Source organism: Mobilicoccus massiliensis (assembly GCF_000826525.2).
Lineage (GTDB): Bacteria > Actinomycetota > Actinomycetes > Actinomycetales > Dermatophilaceae > Mobilicoccus > Mobilicoccus massiliensis.
Window position 1 is genome coordinate 1 of the sequence record NZ_LN651328.1, and the last position, 20,076, is coordinate 20,076.

The following is a 20,076-nucleotide window of genomic DNA, read 5'->3' on the forward strand; positions in this document are numbered from 1 at the left end:
CGCCAGCGTTCGTCCTGAGCCAGGATCAAACTCTCCATAAAAGAAATTCAAACCCAGCTGATCAATCCATTGACGATCAACCAACAAACAATTGGCATCGATTTTTGGCACGCTGTTGAGTTCTCAAGCATCGGATGCACTCGCTAGCCAGCGCCTGGTTCAGACGCTCGCCCTCCGGGGCAACCCCTCAAGGTTACCTGTTCAACTTAACGGTGTCAACTTGGCCGTTCACTCTGAGTCGAGTTGTGGACTTCGTTGTCACCTGCCGTTCAGGTGCTGTTGAAACTTACTGTGGCCCAGCGACCCGGTCAAATCGGCCGGTTAGTGCCGGTTTTCGCGATGCGAACCCCGTTCTGGGCAACCCGAGAACCATAGGACGCGGCGGCTCCGAGACGCAAATCGGCCCGGCCCCCTCGCCGAGGAAAGGCCGAGCCGATATGTCCAGCGTGTGCGAACGCGCAGGTCATCCTGCCGGGTGGGCTGCGACGCCACGTTTCAGACGCGCATCAGACCGGGGGAACTCCGTGCCGACGAGCCGAGAAGTACCGCTCCCGCCCACGCGCGTAGGTGAGCCGGCGGACGAGGTCGGCGCGCAGGCAGTCGGGCTCGATGACACTGTCGATGACGAGGTCGGCGGCGAGTCGCTCGAGGTCGACGTCGGTCTCGTACTCCGCACGGCGGGCCGCGACGTACTCGGCGCGCTCGGCCTCGTCCTCGATCTGGGCGATCTTGTTGGCGTACACGGCGTTGACCGCGGCCTCCGGGCCCATGACCGCGATGCGGGCCGTGGGCAGGGCGATGGTCGCGTCGGGCCCGAAGCCCGGACCCCCCATCGCGTACAACCCGGCCCCGTAGGCCTTGCGCACAATCACACAGAACTGCGGAACGGTGGCCTCCGACACCGCGCTCACCATCTTGGCGCCGTGCCGGATGATGCCGCCGCGCTCGACCTCCGAGCCGATCATGAAGCCGGGCACGTCGGCGAGGTAGATGAGCGGGATGCCGTACGCGTCGCACTGCCAGATGAACCGGGCCGCCTTGTCGGCGGAGTCGGTGAACAGCACTCCGCCCTTGACCGCCGAGTTGTTGGCGACGAGCCCGACCGTGCGCCCCTCCATCCGGGCGAAGCCGACGATGAGCTCCTGGGCGAACAGGGTCTTGATCTCGAAGAACGACTCGTCATCGACGAGCCCGTCGATGACGTCGTGCATGTCGAACGGCACGCTCTCGATCTCGGGCACCGACGTTCGCGTCAGCGGCTCGGCCGGCTCCTCGACCGCGTACACCGGCGGATCCTCGCGCCAGGTCGAGGGCAGGTAGGAGAAGTAGAGGCGCGCGAGTTCGATGGCGTCGGCGTCGTCGGTCGCGAGCAGATCTCCGACTCCCGAGACCGTGCAGTGCATGCGTGCCCCGCCCATGTCCTCCAGCGAGACCTTCTCGCCCACCACCATCTCGGCCATACGTGGGCTGCCGAGGTACATCGAGGCGTTGCCCTCGACCATGATGATGACGTCGGTGAAGCTCGGGATGTAGGCGCCGCCGGCAGCGCTCGGCCCGAACAGGCAGCAGATCTGCGGCACCCGGCCCGAGAGCGCCACCTGGTTGTGAAAGATGCGGCCGGCGCCCCGCCGACCGGGGAACATCTCGACCTGGTCGGTGATGCGCGCACCCGCCGAGTCGACGAACCAGAAGACCGGCAGCTCCTCACGCAGCGCGGCCTCGGTGGCCCGGATGATCTTCTCCACCGTGCGGGCGCCCCAGGATCCGGCCTTGACCGACGGGTCGTTCGCGATGACGATCGCCGGCCGGCCCTCCACCGTTCCCCGGCCGGTGACCACGCCGTCGGCCGGCAGCCCCTCGACCATCGCGTTCGCGTACCGCCCGTCCTCGACGAAGCTCCCCTCGTCGAAGAGCAGGTCGATTCGATCGCGGACGAACATCTTGCCCTGGCCGTCGAGCTTGGCCTTGGCCTTCTCGGTCAGCGTGGCCGACGCGGCGTGCGCAGTGTTGAGGCGCCGGCGGATATCGGCGACGCGCGCGTCGCCTCCCGCCGTGGGCCCGGCGAACGGGGCGTCGGTACGGCTCATCGAGTCGGTCATCACGACCTTCCTTGTCAGGACGCGCGGGCGGACGCCGCGGCGGGCGTCCTCGTCGTCACGTGCAGGCTATCTGGCAAAGCGATGCGGGGGGTCGAAGCGGGCGGACGAGTCCCCCACGCCGAGACCGCCGTCCCACCTGGCTCCGGCGGACCTGCGTCGGCGCCGGGTCAGCGCCAGGCCGTCGTCAGGACGACGCAGGTCCGCCCCCCCTTCGGGCGGCGATCCCCACCGGTCCACGCGGGGCGATGCGAGCGTCAGAGACCGAACGCGCGGGCGATGAGCATGCGCTGGACCTCGGAGGTGCCCTCACCGATCTCGAGGATCTTGCTGTCGCGGTAGAAGCGGGCGACGGGGTACTCCTCCATGAACCCGTTGCCGCCGAAGATCTGCGTCGCCATCCGCGTGGAGGTGACCGCGGCCTCCGAGGTGTAAAGCTTGGCGATCGACGCGGCCTGCTTGACCTCGCTCAGGGAACGACGGCCGGCGTCCATCTCGTCCTTGAGCCACGCCGCCCGGTACGTGAGCAGGCGGGCCGTCTCGAGCATGACCGCCATGTCTGCGACCTGGAACGACACGCCCTGGTTCGCGCCGATCGGCCGGCCGAACGCCATGCGCGTCTTCGCGTACTCGGCGGACTCCTCGAGCATGCGGGCGATACACCCCACCGCGAGCGCGGCGATGGCGATGCGGCCGTCGTCGAGGGTCGCGAGGAACTGCCCGTACCCCTTGCCGCGCTCGCCGAGCAGGTGATCCTCGGGCACGCGCACGTCGTCGAACGTCAGCCCGTGGGTGTCGGAGATGTTCCACCCGAGCTTGTCGTAGGCCTTCTCGACCACGAACCCGGGCGTGCCCGAGGGGATCATGATCGCGCTGATCTCGGGCTTGCCGTTCTCGCGGGTGCCGGTGCGCGCCGTGGCCGTGACGACCGAGGTGATGGGCGTGCCGGAGTTTGTGATGAACGCCTTGGAGCCGTTGACGACCCACTCGCCGTCACGCAGCTCGGCCTTGGTCTTGGTGCCGGAGGCGTCGGAGCCGCAGTCGGGCTCGGTGAGACCGAAGCCCGCGAGTGCGCGACCGGCGGCGAGGTCGGGCAGCCACCGCTCCTTCTGCTCCTGGGTGCCGTAGGTGAGGATCGGGTTGATGCCGAGCCCGACCCCCGCCTCGAGCGTGATGCCCATCGACTGGTCGACGCGGCCGAGCTCCTCGATCGCGAGGCAGAGGTAGGTGAACTCGCCGCCGTCGCCGGCGTGGCCACCGAACTCCTCGGGGACGACGAGGCCGAACAGGCCGAGCTCGCCCATCTTGGGGATGAGGTCGGCGGGGAAGTGGTACTCGCGATCCCACTCCCCGACGTGCGGAGCGATCTCCGCCTCGGCGAAATCGCGGACGGTACGGCGGAAATCCTCGTGGTCGGCGGTGAGCTCGAACATCGTTGTCCCTTCTCGGCGTTGACGCTTCATGACGGCGGAACGGTCGCGCTTGACGTTGACGTAAACGTAAAGCATCGTTGTCCACGTGACAACCCGTCCGCAGACGCCCGTCGAAGCCGAGCCTCGCACCATCGCGCAGGTGGCGGAAGAGTTCGGCGTCACCCATCGGACGCTTCGTCACTACGAGTCGCTCGGCCTCCTCTCCCCCGAGCGCCGCGGCACCCAGAGGCTCTTCCACCGCCGCGACCGCATCCGCCTCGACCTCGTGCTGCGCGGCCGCCGCCTGGGCTTTCCGCTCGAAGAGATCCGCCGCATCGTCGACATGTACGACGAGCACCCCGGCGAGCGCGGCCAGCTCGAGTACGTCCTCGCCCAGATCGACGCCCGCCGCGCCGACCTCGCACAGCGCCTCACCGACATCGAGGTCGCGCTCGCCGAACTCGACGTTCTCGAACGCCGTTGCCGAGAGGATCTCGACGCCCTCGCCTGATCGAGGTCGGTGACCGAGGTCACAGGAAGATCACGAAGATCTGTCGAATCGTTCCATTTCTCCCACCGGTTCGGGCGAGGCGGTGCTAGCTTCACGCCAACACGCGGGGGCGTCTTCCACTTCGGATGAAGGGGTTTCGACAGGCCTCGCGGCGCACACCCCGCGCGAGGACGAGAGGAACGACGATGCGCCAGACCACCCTGGCCACGCCCCAGGCACCGAACCGCGGAAGACCGGCGTCATGGACCTGATCATCTACATCGCGAAGCGCATGGCGAACTACGTCGTCATGATCTTCGTCGCCACCTCGATCGCGTACTTCGCGGCCGTGGGGTTCATGAAGCCCCAGACCCGACTGCTGCAGCGCACCCCGCGGCCGACGCCCGAGCAGGTCGACGCACAACTGCGGGCCATCGACCTCGACCCGAACATGAGTGCCCTCGAGCGCTACTGGCAGTGGCTCAGCAACATCGTCCTCCACTGGAACTGGGGCTACGGCGCCGACGGCGCGTTCGTCAACGACCAGTTCTTCGCGCGTGCCCTCATCTCGGCCCGGCTCGTGCTGCTCGCGACGATCCTCTCGATCGTCATCGGCGTCGCGCTCGGTGTCATCGGCGCCGCCCGCCAGTACAAGATCAGCGACCGGATCATCACGTACGGCACGTACTTCATCTCGGTGATCCCCGCCCCGGTCATCTACCTGCTCGTGCAGATGAGCGGCATCAAACTCAACGAGACGGCCGGCTCCCGCCTCGTCTACGTCACCGGCATGCGCTCGCCGCGCGCCCCCGCCGAGACGTGGCCGCGGATCGTGGACGAACTGCAGCACCTCATCCTCCCGACCATCGCGCTGACGATCGTCGCCTACACCGGCTACACGATCCTCCAACGCTCGCTGCTGCTCGACAACGTCAACGCCGACTACGTGCGCACCGCCCGCGCCAAGGGCCTCACCCGCATGCAGGCCATCAGCAGACACGCGTTGCGCACCTCGTTCATCCCGGTCGCGCAGAGCATCGCGTTCCAGATCCCCGGCATCTTCGTGGGCACCTTCATCATCGAGACCGTCTTCGCCTGGCAGGGCCTCGGCCGGTGGACCCTCGACGCGATCGTCGTCACGCAGAGCGTCAACATCGCCGTCGCGGGCGTCGCCTTCGGCGGCCTGATGTTCGCCATCGGCGCCATCCTGGCCGACCTCTCCGTCGCCATCGTCGACCCGAGAGCGCGGGTGAGCTGACATGACCGACCACACCTCCCGTCGTCCCGGCCCCGACGACAACCCCCGCGAGGGGCAGACCCCAGCGGGACCCCCGGCGGAGAACATCACCCCGCCCGGCGACGGCGTTTCGGCCGACGTCGAGGAGACGACACCCGTTCCCTCGCGTCAGCGCGCGCTCGAGGAGAACCCCGACTACCTGCCCTCGACCCCCCTTGCCGACGGTGCCAACTCGGCCGCGCGACTCGGCAGCGGCGCGATCCCACAGGGCGTCCTCATCGAGACCCAGATCCTCGAAGACCCCGACGACCCCGAGGGCGAGAGCGTCAAGGTCACCAACAAGACCATGCTCATCGTGCGCCGGTTGCTGCGGAACAAGGGCGCGGTGCTCGGCCTCATCGTGTTGGTGCTCATCACCCTGTTCGCACTCTTCGGCAACACCGGCAACCGGTTCACCTACCTCGACCAGGACCTGCTCAACCTCGGCGCCCGACCGGGCCAGGGCGGGCACCGCCTCGGCACCAACGGTGGCGGCATCGACCTGTGGGCCATGCTCGTGCGAGGCACCGGAAAATCGCTGCTCATCGCCTTCTTCGTCGGCATCCTCACCCCCGTTCTCGGCGCGATCTACGGCACCGCGATCGCATTCTGGGGAGGACGCCGCGAGAAGGTCGGCATGTGGATCCTCGACATGCTCATCCTCATGCCGTACTTCCTCATCGTCGCGGTGTTCATGGGCTCGACCGGCGGCAGTGCCGTCATCCTCGCGCTGCTGCTCACCGCATTCGGGTGGATGGGTCTCGCCCGTGTCATCCGTGCGACGACCGCCTCGCTGCGGGAACGGGAGTACGTGCGGGCCGCCGGATTCATGGGGGTCTCGGACTGGAACATCATCCGACGCCACATCATCCCCAACATCGGGTCGCTGCTCATCGTCAACATCATCACCGGCACGTATTCGGCGATCATCGCCGAGACCGCGCTCTCGTTCCTCGGCGTCGGAGTCCGGCCACCCGACGTCTCCCTGGGATCGCTCATCGGGCAGTCGGCCAGCCAACTCGCGGCCTACCCGTGGATGTTCTGGGGGCCGACGGTCTGCCTGCTGTGCATCACGTTCTCCCTCGCCCTCATCGGTGACGGAATGCGCGACGCGCTCGACCCGAACAGCAAGTCAGGAGGGCGGGCATGAGCGCCGCACAGAACTCCGGATCGCACGCCGCGAACCCCACGACCGGTCAGCCGGTGCTCTCGGTGCGCGACCTGCACGTGCGCTTCGGCACCGAGGCCGGATCGGTGCACGCCGTGCGCGGCGTCGACTTCGACCTCCAACCCGGCCGGGTGCTCGGCATCGTCGGTGAATCCGGCTCGGGCAAATCGGTCACCTCGCTCGCGATCATGGGCCTGCTCGCCGACAACGCGAAAGTCACCGGCTCGATCACCTACAACGGCACCGAGTTGCTCGGGCTCTCGGACAAGGCGATGTCGGGTTACCGCGGCAAGGACATCGCGATGGTGTTCCAGGACCCGCTGAGCTCGCTCACCCCCGTCCACACCGTCGGCGACCAGATCGTCGAGGCGCTGCGCGCACACGGTTCGATCGGCAAGGACAAGGCCCGGGCCCGCGCCATCGAACTGCTCGACATCGTCGGCATCCCCAGCCCCACGACGCGCGTCGACTCCTACCCGCACGAGTTCTCCGGCGGCATGCGCCAGCGCGTCGTCATCGCCATCGCGATCGCGAACAACCCCCGCGTCATCATCGCCGACGAGCCCACCACGGCCCTCGACGTGACGATCCAGGCGCAGATCCTCGACGTGCTCAAGATCGCCCAGCGCGAGACCGGCGCCGCGGTCATCATGATCACCCACGACCTCGGTGTCGTCGCCGGCATCGCCGACGAGGTCATGGTCATGTACGCCGGCAAACCCGTGGAGAAGGGCCCGGTCGACGACGTCTACGAGCGCCCCCGGATGCCGTACACCGTCGGCCTGCTCGGCTCGATCCCCCGCGTCGACAGCGCAGAGAAGCGCAGCCTCGTGCCGATCGAGGGCAATCCGCCCAACCTGCTCGTCGAACCCACCGGATGCCCGTTCGCCCCCCGCTGCCCGATCGCGGTCGACGCCTGCCTCGACGGGGAACCGCCGCTGCAGGGCGTGGATCCCGGGCATCAGGCGGCGTGCATCCGCAGCCAGGATCTGCGCAGCATCGACGGCGCGGAGGACATCTTCCCGGTGCCGCCCGTCGCCGAGAACGCCCTCACCCGGCGCCCGCGCGAGGTGGTTCTGCGCGTCGAGAACCTTCACCGCCACTTCCCCCTGATGAAGGGGACGCTGTTCAAGCGCCAGGTCGGCGACGTCAAGGGCGTCGACGGGCTCGACTTCGACATCCGCGAAGGCGAGTGCATGGCGATCGTCGGCGAGTCGGGGTGCGGCAAGACCACGACCCTGCTCGAGATCATGGAGATGTCGCCGAAGACCGACGGCAACATCGTCGTGCTCGGCACCTCGATCAAGGACGTCAGACGCAAGGCCGAGATCACCAAGCTGCGCAGCAACGTGCAACTCGTGTTCCAGGACCCGATGGGCGCCCTCGACCCCCGCTTCACCGTGTTCGAGGTCATCGCCGAGCCGCTGCAGACCGCCGGCTACAGCCGGGCCGACTGCGAGAAGCGCGTGCGCGAACTGATGAGGACCGTCGGGCTCATGCCCGACCACCTCAACCGCTTCCCCACCCAGTTCTCCGGTGGCCAGCGCCAACGCATCGGCATCGCTCGCGCCCTCGCGCTCAACCCCAAGGTCATCATCCTCGACGAGCCGGTCTCGGCCCTCGACGTGTCGATTCAGGCCGGCGTCATCAACCTGCTCGACCACCTCAAGGCGCAGCTCGGCATCAGCTACCTCTTCGTGGCCCACGACCTCGCGGTCGTGCGGCACATCTCCGACCGCGTCGGAGTGATGTACCTCGGCAAGTTCGTCGAGATCGGGGACGTGGACGAGGTCTTCGACCACCCAACCCACCCCTACACCCGCGCGCTCCTCTCCGCGATCCCCCTTCCGGACCCGGGCAAGGAACGCACGAGGCAACGCATCCTGCTCTCCGGCGACCTCCCCAGCCCACTGGAACGCCCCGAGGGATGTGACTTCGCGACCCGCTGCCCCGTGTTCAAGGGGCTCGACGAGGATCGTCGAAACCGTTGTCGCACAGAGGAACCGCCACTCATCGGTACCGGTGCGGCGGATCATCTTCAGGCATGCTTCTTTCCGGAGGAGAAGCTCGTCACCACCCGGGTCTCGGCCCGCAGCACGACGTCGGCGGACGACCGGCCGCAGGCGCACACCGAAAGGAACACTCGATGAAGAGTCGTCGGACCCAACTCGCCCTCGCCGTCGCCATGAGCAGCGCCCTCGTGCTCTCCGCCTGCGCGGACGGCGGCAACACCGGTGGCGGTGGAGACAGCAAGGGTGGGGGGAACTCTCCCGGTGCGGAGAACGCGAGCAACCTCGACGCCCGCAACCTGCAGGACCGCAATTCCCTCGAGCAGGGCGGTTCGCTCACCCTCCCTCTCGAGTCGTTCCCCACGAACTTCAACGGGTGGCACACCGACGGCAACCTCGGGGCCTGGCACGACGTCGAGCGGGCCACCGACCCTGCGCTGTTCCAGTACGCGCCCGACGGCACCGCCTCGGCCCGCGCGGAGTTCCTCACCGAGATGCCGAAGACGGACGACAGCAGCGGCAAAGAGGTGATCACCTACAAGCTCAACCCCAAGGCCGTGTGGAACGACGGCACGAAGATCGACTGGAAGACCTTCGAATCGACGTGGAAGGCCAACCGCGCCACGGTCGACAAGGAGGGCTTCAACAACACCGGAACGACCGCCGGCTACGAGGACATCGAGTCGGTCAAGCAGGGTGCCAGCGCCGACGAGGTCGTCGTCACGATGAAGAAGCCCTTCTACCCGGTCACCGAGATGTTCTCCGGTCTCGTCCACCCCAAACTCGGTGAGAAGGACGCCTTCAACTCACTGATGAAGACCGACCCGCACCCCGAGCTGCGCTCCGGCCCCTTCAAGATCGCGAAGCTCGACTCCCAGGCCCAGACGATCACCCTGACGCCGAACGAGAAGTGGTGGGGCAACAAGCCACTGCTCAACCAGGTCGTCTTCCGCCAGATGGAGGACTCGGCGACGATCCCGGCCTTCAAGAACGGTGAGATCGACGTGACCGGGGTGGCCAACAAGGCCCGGTTCGACCAGATCCAGGGAGCGCCCGACCTCGACATCCGCCGCAGCCAGCGCCTGGTGACCACGGTCTACGTGTTCAACTCCAAGGCCGAGGCACTCAAGGACGTCAACGTGCGCAAGGCACTGTGGCAGGGCATCGACCGCGAACAGCTCAAGCAGGTCCGCTTCAACGGCCTCGACTACACCGAGCCCCCGCTCGACTCGGCGGTGTTCTTCCCCTTCCAGCCGGAGTACGAGGCCAACATGCCCGTCACCTTCGACAAGGCCGCCGCCGAGAAGACGCTGCAGGACGCGGGCTACGCCAAGGGCAGCGACGGCGTCTTCGCCAAGGACGGCAAGAAGCTCTCGGTCGCCTACACGACGTTCGGCGACGACCCGATGACGACGGCCCTGGCCCAGACCACGCAGAACCAGCTCAAGGCCATCGGCGTCGACCTCAAGCTCGACATCCGCCCGAGCGCCCAGTTCGGTGCCGCCATGGAGAAGAAGGACTGGGACTTCCTCGCGATGGCCTGGTCGCCGAGCACCAACAGCCCGCTCGGCGGGATGTGCCAGACGATGTGCTCGGGGCAGTCCAACAACATGGCCGCCGTCGGCACCCCCGAGCTCGACGCCCGCATGAAGAAGGTCGGCGAGATCAGCGACCCGACCGCCCAGGCCAAGGAGATGAACGCCATCGAGAAGGAGTGGCTGCAGCTCTACGGCCAGATGCCCATGTGGAGCGGACCGATCATCGCCGCCCACCGCAAGGGCATCGCCAACTACGGTCCCGGCCTCTTCGCCTCCATCACCCCGAAGTGGGAGGACGTGGGCTGGGAGAAGGGCTCCAACCACAACTGATCGGTGACGGGTCGCGGCGGGCTGCGGTGACGCGCCCGCCGCCTGACTGATCCGACCGACGTCAGGGCCGGTCCCGAGAGTTCCTCGGGCCGGCCCTGACGCGTGTCCATGTGGCGACTCTCTCCTCCGATCGATCCGGTGAAAGCTTCCCCTCGGAGCGACACACCCCGCCCCGGGAACGACAGACCTCGGCCGATCCTGCGAAGATCGGGGAGTCACGCTCCGATTCGAGCCGCCGGACACACGAGAGGGGGTGGGCGCCGTGAAGAACCCCGGCCTGGCACCGATGGTGCTGCTCCTCTCCGTGCTGCTGCTCGCCTGGGGAGGGATGTTCGGCCTCACCCAGGTCACCGACGCCACCACCCCCCGCGACCGCCCCACCCCGACAGCCACCGCGTCTCCGACCGCACGGGACCGCGCACCCGCCGACCGTGAACGCCTCGGCACCGCACGCGACCGGGCTTCGGACGGATCCGCGCCCCCCGCATCCGACCGCTTCCTCGGCCGGGAGGATCGCGCCGGATCCGCCGACGAGAACCGTGCCGTCGACCGTGCACCCGCCGCCGAGCCCTCGGAACAACGCGTCGCCGACGAGCCGAACTTCCTCGACCGCCTCGCCGGACGCGACGGCACCGCCGCCTCCGCCGACGCCACCCGCGACCCCGACGGACTCAGCAACCGCGGCGCCGCGGCCCTCATCCTCGTGCTCCTCCTCGTCTTCGGCACCACCGCCTCTCGACGCAAGCGCTGAGCCGCGCGCCCCCGCACCACCGCACCAGGCGGCGAGCGGCACGAGTGTGGTTTCGGTCACCCGGCCGGTGGGCCTGCTAGCGATCCATCCACATCGGGAGCGCGCTAGAGTCCGGTCCATGGCGCCCATCAGCAAGGTACTGATCGCAAACCGCGGCGAGATCGCCGTCCGCATCGCACGCGCGTGCAAGGACTCCGGCATCGGCTCCGTCGCCGTCTACGCCGACCCCGACCGCGATGCGCTCCACGTCAAGGTCGCCGACGAGGCCTACGCCCTCGGCGGCTCGACCCCCGGCGACAGCTACCTCGTTCAAGAGAAGATCCTCGACGCCGCCCGCGAATCCGGCGCCGACGCCGTCCACCCCGGCTACGGATTCCTCGCCGAGAACGCCTCCTTCGCCCAGGCCGTCATCGACGCCGGACTCACGTGGATCGGACCCTCCCCCGAGGCCATCGACTCCCTCGGCGACAAGGTCAAGGCCCGCCACATCGCCACCCGCGCCGACGCCCCCCTGGTGCCCGGCACCAAGGACCCGGTCGCCGACGCCGACGAGGTCGTCGCCTTCGCCGAGGAACACGGCCTGCCCGTCGCCATCAAGGCCGCCTACGGCGGCGGCGGCCGCGGCCTCAAGGTCGCCCGCACCATCGAGGAGATCCCCGAACTGTTCGACTCCGCCGTCCGCGAGGCCGTCAGCGCCTTCGGCCGCGGCGAATGCTTCGTCGAGCGCTACCTCGACCAGCCGCGCCACGTCGAGACCCAGTGCCTCGCCGACGCCCACGGCAACGTCGTCGTCGTCTCCACCCGCGACTGCTCCCTGCAGCGCCGCCACCAGAAGCTCGTCGAAGAGGCCCCCGCGCCGTTCCTCACCGACGAACAGAACGCCGAACTCATCCGCGCCTCCGTCGCCATCCTCAAGGAGGCGAACTACCAGGGCGCCGGCACCTGTGAGTACCTCGTGGCCAACGACGGCACGATCAGCTTCCTCGAGGTCAACACGCGCCTGCAGGTCGAACACCCCGTCACTGAAGAGGTCTCCGGCATCGACCTCGTCCGCGAACAGTTCCGCATCGCCAACGGTGAAGAACTCGGCTACACCCAGGACGACCTGCTCGCCGGCGCCCGCGGCCACTCCTTCGAGTTCCGCATCAACGGCGAAGACCCCGGCCGCGGCTTCCTCCCCGCCCCCGGCACCGTGCTCACCTTCTCCCCGCCCAGCGGCCCCGGCGTCCGCCTCGACTCCGGCATCGAACAGGGCGATGTCATCTCCGGCCAGTTCGACTCGATGCTCGCCAAGCTCATCGTCACCGGCTCCACCCGACAGCAGGCCCTGGAACGCTCCCGCCGCGCCCTCGCCGAGTTCGAGGTCGAAGGCATGCCCACCGCCCTCACCTTCCACCGCGTCGTCGTCGACGACCCCGCCTTCGCCCCCGAGGGCGACGAACCGTTCTCCGTCCACACCCGCTGGATCGAGACCGAGTTCGACAACACCATCGAGCCCTACTCCGGCCCCGCCTCCGACGCCGTCACCGACGAGACCGAACGCCAGAAGGTCGTCGTCGAGGTCGGCGGCAAGCGCCTCGAGGTCAGCCTCCCCGGCGACCTCGCCATCGGCGGCGGCGCGACCGGCGGCGGCGGAAACTCCGCCCGCCGCAAGGCACCCCGCCGCTCCGGCGCCGGCGGCCGCGGCGGAGCAGCAGCAGGCGGCGACTCCCTCACCGCCCCCATGCAGGGCACGATCGTCAAGATCGCCGTCGACGAAGGCGCCACGGTCAACGAAGGCGACCTCGTCATCGTCCTCGAGGCCATGAAGATGGAGCAGCCCATCAACGCCCACAAATCCGGCGTCCTCACCGGCCTCAAGGCCAACGTCGGCGAGACCGTCACCAGCGGCGCCGTCCTCGCCGAGATCAAGGACGCCGAGTAACCTCTCCGCTGCACGCATGGCGCCGAGCCTCCGGTACTTCGCCGGGGGCTCGGCGCTTTTGGTGGGCGCGATGAACGGGGTCGCGGTGAGGTTCGCGCGGGCTGCCTGGGTGCGGTTCGCGCCGGTGTCCGGGTGCGGTTCGCGCGGGGCGCCTGGGCGGTTTCGCGGGGGTGCCTGGGTGCGGTTTCGCGGGGGTGTCTGGGTGCGGTTTCGCGGGGCTGGGGCAGGATGCGCGGCGTCTACCATCCGCGCTCCTCGCCTAGCGGCTCGGATCGCTCCCGCCAGACCCAGCCAGTCGCCGCGCATCCTGCCCCAGCCCCGCTGCGGTCATGTTCCGGTTCGCGGGGGCTCCGTTGCTGTTGCGACGCCTGGTCTGTGTGCGCCGTCCTGCGTCCTCTCGCCGAGACAGTAGGTTCGGGCCAGCCGGGAGGTGCACGTGCGGTTGACGTGGCGGCCCGAAGCTACTGTCTCGGCGGTTTGGGCACGGTTCTGGGTGCCGTGGGCCCTGCGGCCTCGGGGACTCGGCGGGTGCGCCGGCCTCAGAGAGGTTCGGGACGGTCGATGGGGGTCGGGGCCCTCCGGGCGGTGCGTGCCACGCCCTGCCTCCTTGCGGTAGGCGTCCACGGCCTCCGACGGCTTGCTCACCACGCCACCGATGACGCTGTTGCCTTTCGCCACCGCCTCGGTGAACCGGCCGTCGGTGCGCTCGTCGATGACCTCGCCCATGGCGCGCGCCGTCCTCCGCGCCTCGCCGGCGGCCTGACGAGCGCCCGCCGGAGCGTCGGCGGCGACCTCTCGGCCCTTGGCTCTCGCACGACGCCACATTCCGGACAGATCGACCATGGCCCTTCTCCTTCGCACGGGTGGAAACGCCTGTCTGAGCACGATTGTGCGTCGTGACCGGGTGGAACCGCCTGTGTGAGCGCGGATGTGCCGGTGAAACCGCCTGTTCGAGCGCGCCGACGGAACCGCCTGTTCGAGCGCGCCGGTGGAACCGCCTGTTCGAGCGGGTACGTGAGCGGATCAGTCCTCGACGGTGACGTGGAGGCGGCGGGCCGCCTCGGTGATCGAGCCGGAAAGCGAGGGGTAGACCGTGATCGTGGCCGCCACCTGATCGACCGTGAGGCGCTGCTGGACGGCGAGGGCGATGGGGAAGATCAGCTCCGAGGCACGAGGCGCGACGACGACGCCGCCCTTGAGCACGTTGCTGCCCTCGCGGGCGAAGAGCTTGACGAAGCCCTCGCTGAGGTTGTCCATCTTGGCGCGCGGGTTGGTGGCCAGCGGCATGAGGATCTGCCGGATACCGGGCTCACCCTCGACGGGCGACCCCTTCTCCTTGGCGGCCGGGGAGGCCAGGCCGGTGCCGACCGTGGCGATCTCGGGCTCGGTGAAGATGTTGGCGCTGATCCCCCGGATCTGCAGGGGCGCGACCGCGTCACCGAGCGCGTGCGCGACCGCGATGCGACCCTGCATCGCGGCGACGGAGGCCAGGGGCAGCACGCCGGTGCAGTCGCCGGCCGCGTAGACACCGCGGGCCGTGGTGCGCGAGACGCGATCGACGACGATGTGGCCGCTCTCCGACAACTCCACGCCCGCCTCGGCGAGCCCGAGGCCCTCGGTCTGCGGCACGGAGCCGACGGCGATGAGGGCGTGGGAGCCGGTGACGGTGCGACCGTCCTGCAGCGTGCAGACGATGCCGTCCTCCGTGCGCTCGACGCTCGCCGCGCGAGAACGGTTGAGCACCTCCATGCCCTGCGCACGAAAGACGTTCTCGATGAGTTCGGCCGCGTCGGCGTCCTCACCCGGCAGCACGCGGTCACGCGAGGAGACGAGCACGACCTCGCTGCCCAGACCGAGGTAGGCCTGTGCGAGTTCGGCGCCGGTGACACCGGAGCCGACGACGACGAGACGCTCTGGGACCTCCTGAAGATCCCAGATCTGCTTCCACGTGAGGATGCGCTCACCGTCGGGCCGCATCGTGTCGAGGACGCGGGGCGTGGAGCCCGTGGCGACGAGGATCATGTCGGCCGTGAGCGTGCGGGTCTCACCCGAGGCGAGCGTCACCTCGACGGTGGAGGCGTCGGTGAGTCGGCCAGTGCCGTCGAGCACGGTGACGCCGACGGTCTCGAGGCGCTCGCGGATGTCGTGGCTCTGCGCGTGGGCGAGGCCGAGGATGCGCTCGTTGACCTCGACGAGCTCGGGTTCGAGGGTGGTGTCGACGTCGGCACCTTCGGCGAGATGGACGCCGCGCTTGCTCGCCTCCTCGACCTGGCCGACGTACGCGGCCGTCGAGATCAACGCCTTGCTGGGCACGCAATCGGTCAGCACCGCCGCGCCACCCACGCCGTCTCGATCGACGACGGTCACCGAACCGCCGATCGCCGCCGCCACGAGGGCCGCTTCGTACCCGCCGGGCCCGCCGCCCAGCACCACCACGGAGGTCTGTCGCTCAGTCACGCCTCCCATCCTCTCAGAGAGCGGTGGGCGTCACAGGAGGACGGTGGTTAGGTCATCATGGCTGGTAGGTGACATCACGGGGAGGTTCGATGACTCAGTGGGACGACCCCACGCGGGGCGACGACTGGAACGACGGCTGGGGCGACGCGCGCAGCGGACGCACACCACAGAACGGGGAGCGGCTCACCCCTCCGGGGGCGTCGACGCCGCACGAGCAGGCGACGCCACCCGACTCCGGGACCGACTGGTCGACCAACTCGCCGACCGACGCCCCGGCCAACGACACCACCTCGCAGCCGCCCGCGACCCCCTGGGCGTCGACGGGCCCGGAGCCGGGGCGCGAGTACGAGCGCGGCCCCGCAGACGCCCGCGAGGGGTTCCGGCGGGTCGGACCGAATGGCGTGCCCGAGCTGTGGCCCGGGCCGATCCCGCTGCGCCCCCTGACGTTCTGGGAGGTCCTCGAGACCTCGTTCGGGGTGCTGCGGTTCAACCCCAAGACGCTGTTCGGCCTGTCGTTCGTCGCGATGGCCGTCGCGACACTGGTGTCGGCGCTCATCGCGGTCCCGGTTCTCCTGACGGATTCCTTGGCCGCCATCAGTGAGGGCGAGGACCCGGGCTCGTGGGTCATCAACCTCGCCAACGCCGTGACCGGCCTCGCGACGTTCGTGCTCAGCGGGCTCCTCATCGTGCCCATCGCCGATGCGGCCCTGGGCCGACGGTTGACGATGCGACAGAGCTGGGACGGCATGAAACGGCGCATCCCGGCCCTCATCGGGTACGCCGTGTTGCAGTTCCTCATCAACGCGCTGCTGATGGCGCCGTTGATCGCCGGCGTCGTCTGGGCGGTCGTGACCGAGCAGTGGACGGTCGTGCTCGTCGTTCTCGGCGTGGGCGGCCTCCTCACGTTCGCGGCGGTCGTCTACGTCAACGTGTCGCTGTCGCTGGCCCCCGTCGTCATCGTGCTCGAGCACTCCGGACCGATCGCGGCGATGCGACGTTCGTTCCACCTGCTCCGGGGCGGTTGGTGGAAGGCGCTGGGCCTCATCGTGGCCGTGTGGCTGCTCACGACGATCGCCTCCTCGATCCTCATGTTCCCCGCGCTCGCCGTCTTCGCCCTGGTGATACTCGGCAGCGTCGGCGGGCTCGATGCCGAGGCCGGCGCGGCCACCGTGGGGCCCGCGATGCTGCTCTGGTTCGTCGTCATCGCCGCGTTGTCGGTGGTCGTCGCCACGCTCATCCGCCCGTACCAGTCGGCGGTCACCGCGATGATCTACCTCGATCGCCGGTTCCGCACCGAGGCGCTCGCCGTCGATCTGCTCGCCGAGGCCGAGCGGCGTTGATTCGGCGGTGATCCCACCCCTCGTGCTCCACCTCGCCGCAGCCGCGCCGCCGGGTGTCGACGAGGCGCGCCGCGCGCTCAGGGACGAGTTGCTCGACCCGACCTACTGGCGCTCGTGGCGGGGCCTGGCACAACTGTGGCTCGTCGAACTCCTCGAAGCGCCCGGAGCCGGTGACGGACTCGGCGCGGTTCTCCTGCCCGTCCTCGTCGCGCTCGCCGTCGCGGCCGTGGCCGTCCTCGTGCTCGTGCTCGTCCGTCGGCGGCGGCAGACGACCTCGTCTTCGGAGGGTCACGTCGTGTTCGGAGCGGGCGAGGCGCTCACGGCGACCGAGTACCGGGCCAGGGCGCAGGCCCACCAGCGCGAGGGACGATTCGACGAGGCCGTCGTCGACGCGTTTCGCGCCGTCACGGCGCAGGCCGTGGATCGACGGATCGTGGACGGCTCCCCCGCCCTCACCGCGCACGAGGTCGGCCTCGCCCTCGGCGCCGCGCACCCCGACCTCTCCGCTCGCATCCGCGCGGCGGACCGCACGTTCGCCCGAGTGCTCTACGGCGGCGAGCGGGCGGGTGCCGCGCAGGCCGCCGAGATGCTCGACCTCGACCGGACCCTCGATGCCTTGCCGCCCAAGACCGGCGCGGCGAGCGACGCGGCAGCGCTCTCCGGGATCGAGGTGCCGCGGTGACCGACGTTCGCCACGACCACCGCGCGGCACCGCCCGGTGTGCGGGCCGGCGCGTCGGGGCCACGGCGCCGGGGGCGTCTCTCCTGGCGCGTCGCCCTCGGGCTGACAGCCGTCATCGTGCTCGCCGTGGCCTCGGTCCTCGCGGCGGGCAGTGGACGGCGGATGCCGCTCGATCCCGACGACCCCGGACCCGACGGATCGCGGGCGATCGCGCACGTCCTCGCCGACCGCGGTGTCGACGTACGCACCGCTCGCTCGACCGCCGAACTGCGGGCGGCCGTCAGCGAGCACTCAGAGGAGACGACCGTCGTCGTGCCGGGTGCGGATCTGCTGCCCGCGTCGTCGCTGGAGACGCTCTCCTCACTGGAGTCGGCGGCACGGCTCGTGCTCGTCACACCGTCGGCGGAGGTGCTCGGCAAGCTGCGGATCGACGCGCGGCCGGCGGGACGGTCGCGCAGCACCCTCGTCGCGAGCTGCGACACCGCCGTGCTCGATCCGGCCGACGAACTCGCAGCGGGTGCTGCCCTCTACCGAACGAGTCGAGGGCAGGCCGCGACCTGCTTTCCCGACGCCGACGAGGACGGCGATGCCGCGGCCGCCGCAGGTGCCTATCTCGACGTGCCGGCCGCGGGGTCGCGGCCGGCGACGACGGTACTCGGGCAGCCGGAGGTGTTCGCGAACGTCGGCATCACCCGCAAGGCCCACGCCGCGATCGCGATGCGGCTGCTCGCCGGTGGTGAGCGGGTCGTCTGGTTCGTGCCGCCGCCGGCCGAGGACGATCCGCCGCTGGGCACACCCGGGTCGGTCGACCCGCCCGCGTGGGCCCTGCCCGTGCTGGTCCTCGTGACGCTCACCCTGCTCGCGCTCGCGCTCTGGCGGGGGCGCCGCCTGGGCCCCCTCGTCACCGAGCCCCTGCCCGTCGCGGTTCCCGCCGCTGATACGACCCCCGCCCGGGCCCNGACGTGCCGGCCGCGGGGTCGCGGCCGGCGACGACGGTACTCGGGCAGCCGGAGGTGTTCGCGAACGTCGGCATCACCCGCAAGGCCCACGCCGCGATCGCGATGCGGCTGCTCGCCGGTGGTGAGCGGGTCGTCTGGTTCGTGCCGCCGCCGGCCGAGGACGATCCGCCGCTGGGCACACCCGGGTCGGTCGACCCGCCCGCGTGGGCCCTGCCCGTGCTGGTCCTCGTGACGCTCACCCTGCTCGCGCTCGCGCTCTGGCGGGGGCGCCGCCTGGGCCCCCTCGTCACCGAGCCCCTGCCCGTCGCGGTTCCCGCCGATGAGACGACCCGCGCCCGGGCCCGGCTCTATCGGCGGGCCGGCGACCCCGACGCGATCGCTCGCATCCTGCGAGACGCCGCCGCCGACGATCTGCGGCAGGCACTCCGGTTGCGTCCCGACTCCGAGCTCACCGAGATCGCCCGGGCGATCGCCGCAGCACTGCCCGATACGACCGCCGACGACGTCCATGCTCTGCTCACCCGCCCCGTCCCCGAGCGCGAGCTCCTCGCCCACGCCCGCGAGCTGCGCCGACTCCGCAGGAAGGTCCGCACGTCATGACCGACGACCACTCCCCGGCACCGGATGCGTCACCCGGTGCGACGCCAGACCCTTCACCGGCGCCGGGCGCCCGCGAGGACGACGCCGCGCCCGAGGCCCGGGCGGCTCTGCAGCGGGTGCGCACGGAGGTCGGCAAGGCCGTCGTGGGCCAGGACGCGGCCGTCTCCGGGCTGATCATCGCGCTGCTGACCGGCGGCCACGTGCTGCTCGAGGGCGTTCCCGGAGTCGCCAAGACCCTGCTCGTGCGCAGCCTCGCCGCGGCGTTGTCGGTCGAGACCACCCGCGTGCAGTTCACCCCCGACCTCATGCCCGGTGACCTCACCGGCTCCCTCGTCTACGACCAGCACCGCGGCGACTTCGTCTTTCGCCCCGGGCCGGTGTTCACCGGCCTCCTGCTCGCCGACGAGATCAACCGCACCCCACCCAAGACCCAGGCGGCGCTGCTCGAGGCGATGGCCGAGCGTCAGGCGTCGGTCGACGGGACTCCACACCGGCTGCCCTCCCCGTTCCTCGTCGCGGCCACGCAGAACCCCGTCGAGTACGAAGGCACCTATCCGCTGCCGGAGGCGCAGCTCGACCGGTTCCTGCTCAAGCTGCACGTCGACCTGCCGAGCCGCGACGACGAGGTCGAGGTGCTGCGCCGCCACGCCCGCGGCTTCGACCCCGCAGACCTCCAGGCCGCCGGCATCCGCCCCGTCGCCGGCCCGGCCGAGCTGCTCGCGGGAGCCGAGGCCGTGCGCGAGGTCTCGGTGTCGCGTGAGGTCGGCGAGTACATCGTCGACATCGTGCGCGCGACGCGATCGCTGCCGTCGGTGGCGCTCGGCGTGAGCCCCCGTGGCACCACGGCCCTGCTCGCGACGAGCCGGGCGTGGGCGTGGCTCGACGGCCGCATGTTCGTCACCCCCGACGACGTCAAGGCCCTCGCCCACGCCACCCTCGCGCACCGGCTCATGCTCCGTACGGAGGCAGAGCTCGACGGGGTCACGGCCGCCGACGCCCTCGCGAGCGCTCTCGCGTCGGTCGCCGTACCCCGCTGAGGGCTGCG

At 69.9% G+C, this 20,076-nt stretch carries 15 protein-coding genes; 12 read left to right on the top strand and 3 right to left on the bottom strand.

Annotation, left to right across the window (positions count from 1 at the left end; all coding sequences use genetic code 11):
- Nucleotides 1–506: 506 nt before the first annotated feature.
- Together BN1197_RS06085 and BN1197_RS06090 are read right to left on the bottom strand one after the other, a co-directional pair.
- Nucleotides 507–2,099: an acyl-CoA carboxylase subunit beta gene (locus BN1197_RS06085; protein WP_052466104.1), complete on the bottom strand. Its 1,593-nt coding sequence runs from the start codon at nt 2,097–2,099 to the stop codon at nt 507–509.
- Between the two features lie 254 nt (nt 2,100–2,353).
- Entirely contained in the window at nt 2,354–3,529 is a 1,176-nt protein-coding gene (locus tag BN1197_RS06090) for an acyl-CoA dehydrogenase family protein (RefSeq protein WP_040157342.1), read from the bottom strand.
- Nucleotides 3,530–3,614: 85 nt separating this feature from the next.
- Between BN1197_RS06090 and BN1197_RS06095 the strand changes: the two genes are divergently transcribed.
- The 7 genes from BN1197_RS06095 to BN1197_RS06125 all read left to right on the top strand — a co-directional run bounded on the left by BN1197_RS06095 (nt 3,615) and on the right by BN1197_RS06125 (nt 12,994).
- Nucleotides 3,615–4,019: a MerR family transcriptional regulator gene (locus tag BN1197_RS06095; protein WP_040157343.1), complete on the top strand. Its 405-nt coding sequence runs from the start codon at nt 3,615–3,617 to the stop codon at nt 4,017–4,019.
- Nucleotides 4,020–4,266: 247 nt separating this feature from the next.
- Complete coding sequence (locus BN1197_RS06100) at nt 4,267–5,256, top strand: ABC transporter permease (protein WP_040157911.1); 990 nt, start codon at nt 4,267–4,269, stop codon at nt 5,254–5,256.
- A gap of 1 nt (nt 5,257) precedes the next feature.
- Complete coding sequence (locus BN1197_RS06105; RefSeq protein WP_082043681.1) at nt 5,258–6,424, top strand: ABC transporter permease; 1,167 nt, start codon at nt 5,258–5,260, stop codon at nt 6,422–6,424.
- Nucleotides 6,421–8,592, top strand: a complete 2,172-nt coding sequence (locus tag BN1197_RS06110; protein ID WP_040157344.1) for a dipeptide ABC transporter ATP-binding protein — start codon at nt 6,421–6,423, stop codon at nt 8,590–8,592. Before BN1197_RS06105 ends, BN1197_RS06110 begins: the two co-directional genes overlap by 4 nt.
- Nucleotides 8,589–10,319 carry an ABC transporter family substrate-binding protein gene (locus BN1197_RS06115; protein ID WP_040157347.1) on the top strand — a complete coding sequence of 577 codons (1,731 nt, stop codon included), beginning with the start codon at nt 8,589–8,591 and terminating at the stop codon, nt 10,317–10,319. The genes BN1197_RS06110 and BN1197_RS06115 overlap by 4 nt, the downstream gene beginning before the upstream one ends.
- A 262-nt stretch (nt 10,320–10,581) precedes the next feature.
- On the top strand, nt 10,582–11,070 hold the full coding sequence (locus BN1197_RS06120; RefSeq protein WP_141397234.1) for a hypothetical protein: 489 nt from the start codon (nt 10,582–10,584) through the stop codon (nt 11,068–11,070).
- 118 nt (nt 11,071–11,188) lie between these two features.
- Complete coding sequence (locus BN1197_RS06125; RefSeq protein WP_040157351.1) at nt 11,189–12,994, top strand: acetyl/propionyl/methylcrotonyl-CoA carboxylase subunit alpha; 1,806 nt, start codon at nt 11,189–11,191, stop codon at nt 12,992–12,994.
- Nucleotides 12,995–14,017: 1,023 nt separating this feature from the next.
- Here BN1197_RS06125 and BN1197_RS06130 read toward each other — a convergent pair.
- A complete protein-coding gene (locus tag BN1197_RS06130) occupies nt 14,018–15,460 on the bottom strand; it encodes an NAD(P)H-quinone dehydrogenase (RefSeq protein ID WP_040157354.1) in 1,443 nt (480 codons plus the stop codon).
- 80 nt (nt 15,461–15,540) lie between these two features.
- On the opposite strand from BN1197_RS06130, the gene BN1197_RS06135 reads away from it, so the two are divergent.
- The 5 genes from BN1197_RS06135 (at nt 15,541) to BN1197_RS06155 (ending at nt 20,068) form a co-directional block, all read left to right on the top strand.
- Nucleotides 15,541–16,791 carry a DUF7847 domain-containing protein gene (locus tag BN1197_RS06135; protein ID WP_040157357.1) on the top strand — a complete coding sequence of 417 codons (1,251 nt, stop codon included), beginning with the start codon at nt 15,541–15,543 and terminating at the stop codon, nt 16,789–16,791.
- A 7-nt stretch (nt 16,792–16,798) separates the two neighbouring features.
- Nucleotides 16,799–17,473, top strand: coding sequence for a DUF4129 domain-containing protein (locus BN1197_RS06140; RefSeq protein WP_052466105.1), 675 nt, complete (start codon nt 16,799–16,801; stop codon nt 17,471–17,473).
- A 161-nt stretch (nt 17,474–17,634) separates the two neighbouring features.
- Nucleotides 17,635–18,663: a DUF4350 domain-containing protein gene (locus BN1197_RS06145; protein ID WP_425437376.1), complete on the top strand. Its 1,029-nt coding sequence runs from the start codon at nt 17,635–17,637 to the stop codon at nt 18,661–18,663.
- On the top strand, nt 18,660–19,031 hold the full coding sequence (locus tag BN1197_RS06150; RefSeq protein WP_217991162.1) for a hypothetical protein: 372 nt from the start codon (nt 18,660–18,662) through the stop codon (nt 19,029–19,031). Before BN1197_RS06145 ends, BN1197_RS06150 begins: the two co-directional genes overlap by 4 nt.
- Nucleotides 19,028–20,068: an AAA family ATPase gene (locus BN1197_RS06155; protein WP_040157359.1), complete on the top strand. Its 1,041-nt coding sequence runs from the start codon at nt 19,028–19,030 to the stop codon at nt 20,066–20,068. The genes BN1197_RS06150 and BN1197_RS06155 overlap by 4 nt, the downstream gene beginning before the upstream one ends.
- The last annotated feature ends 8 nt before the right edge of the window (nt 20,069–20,076 follow it).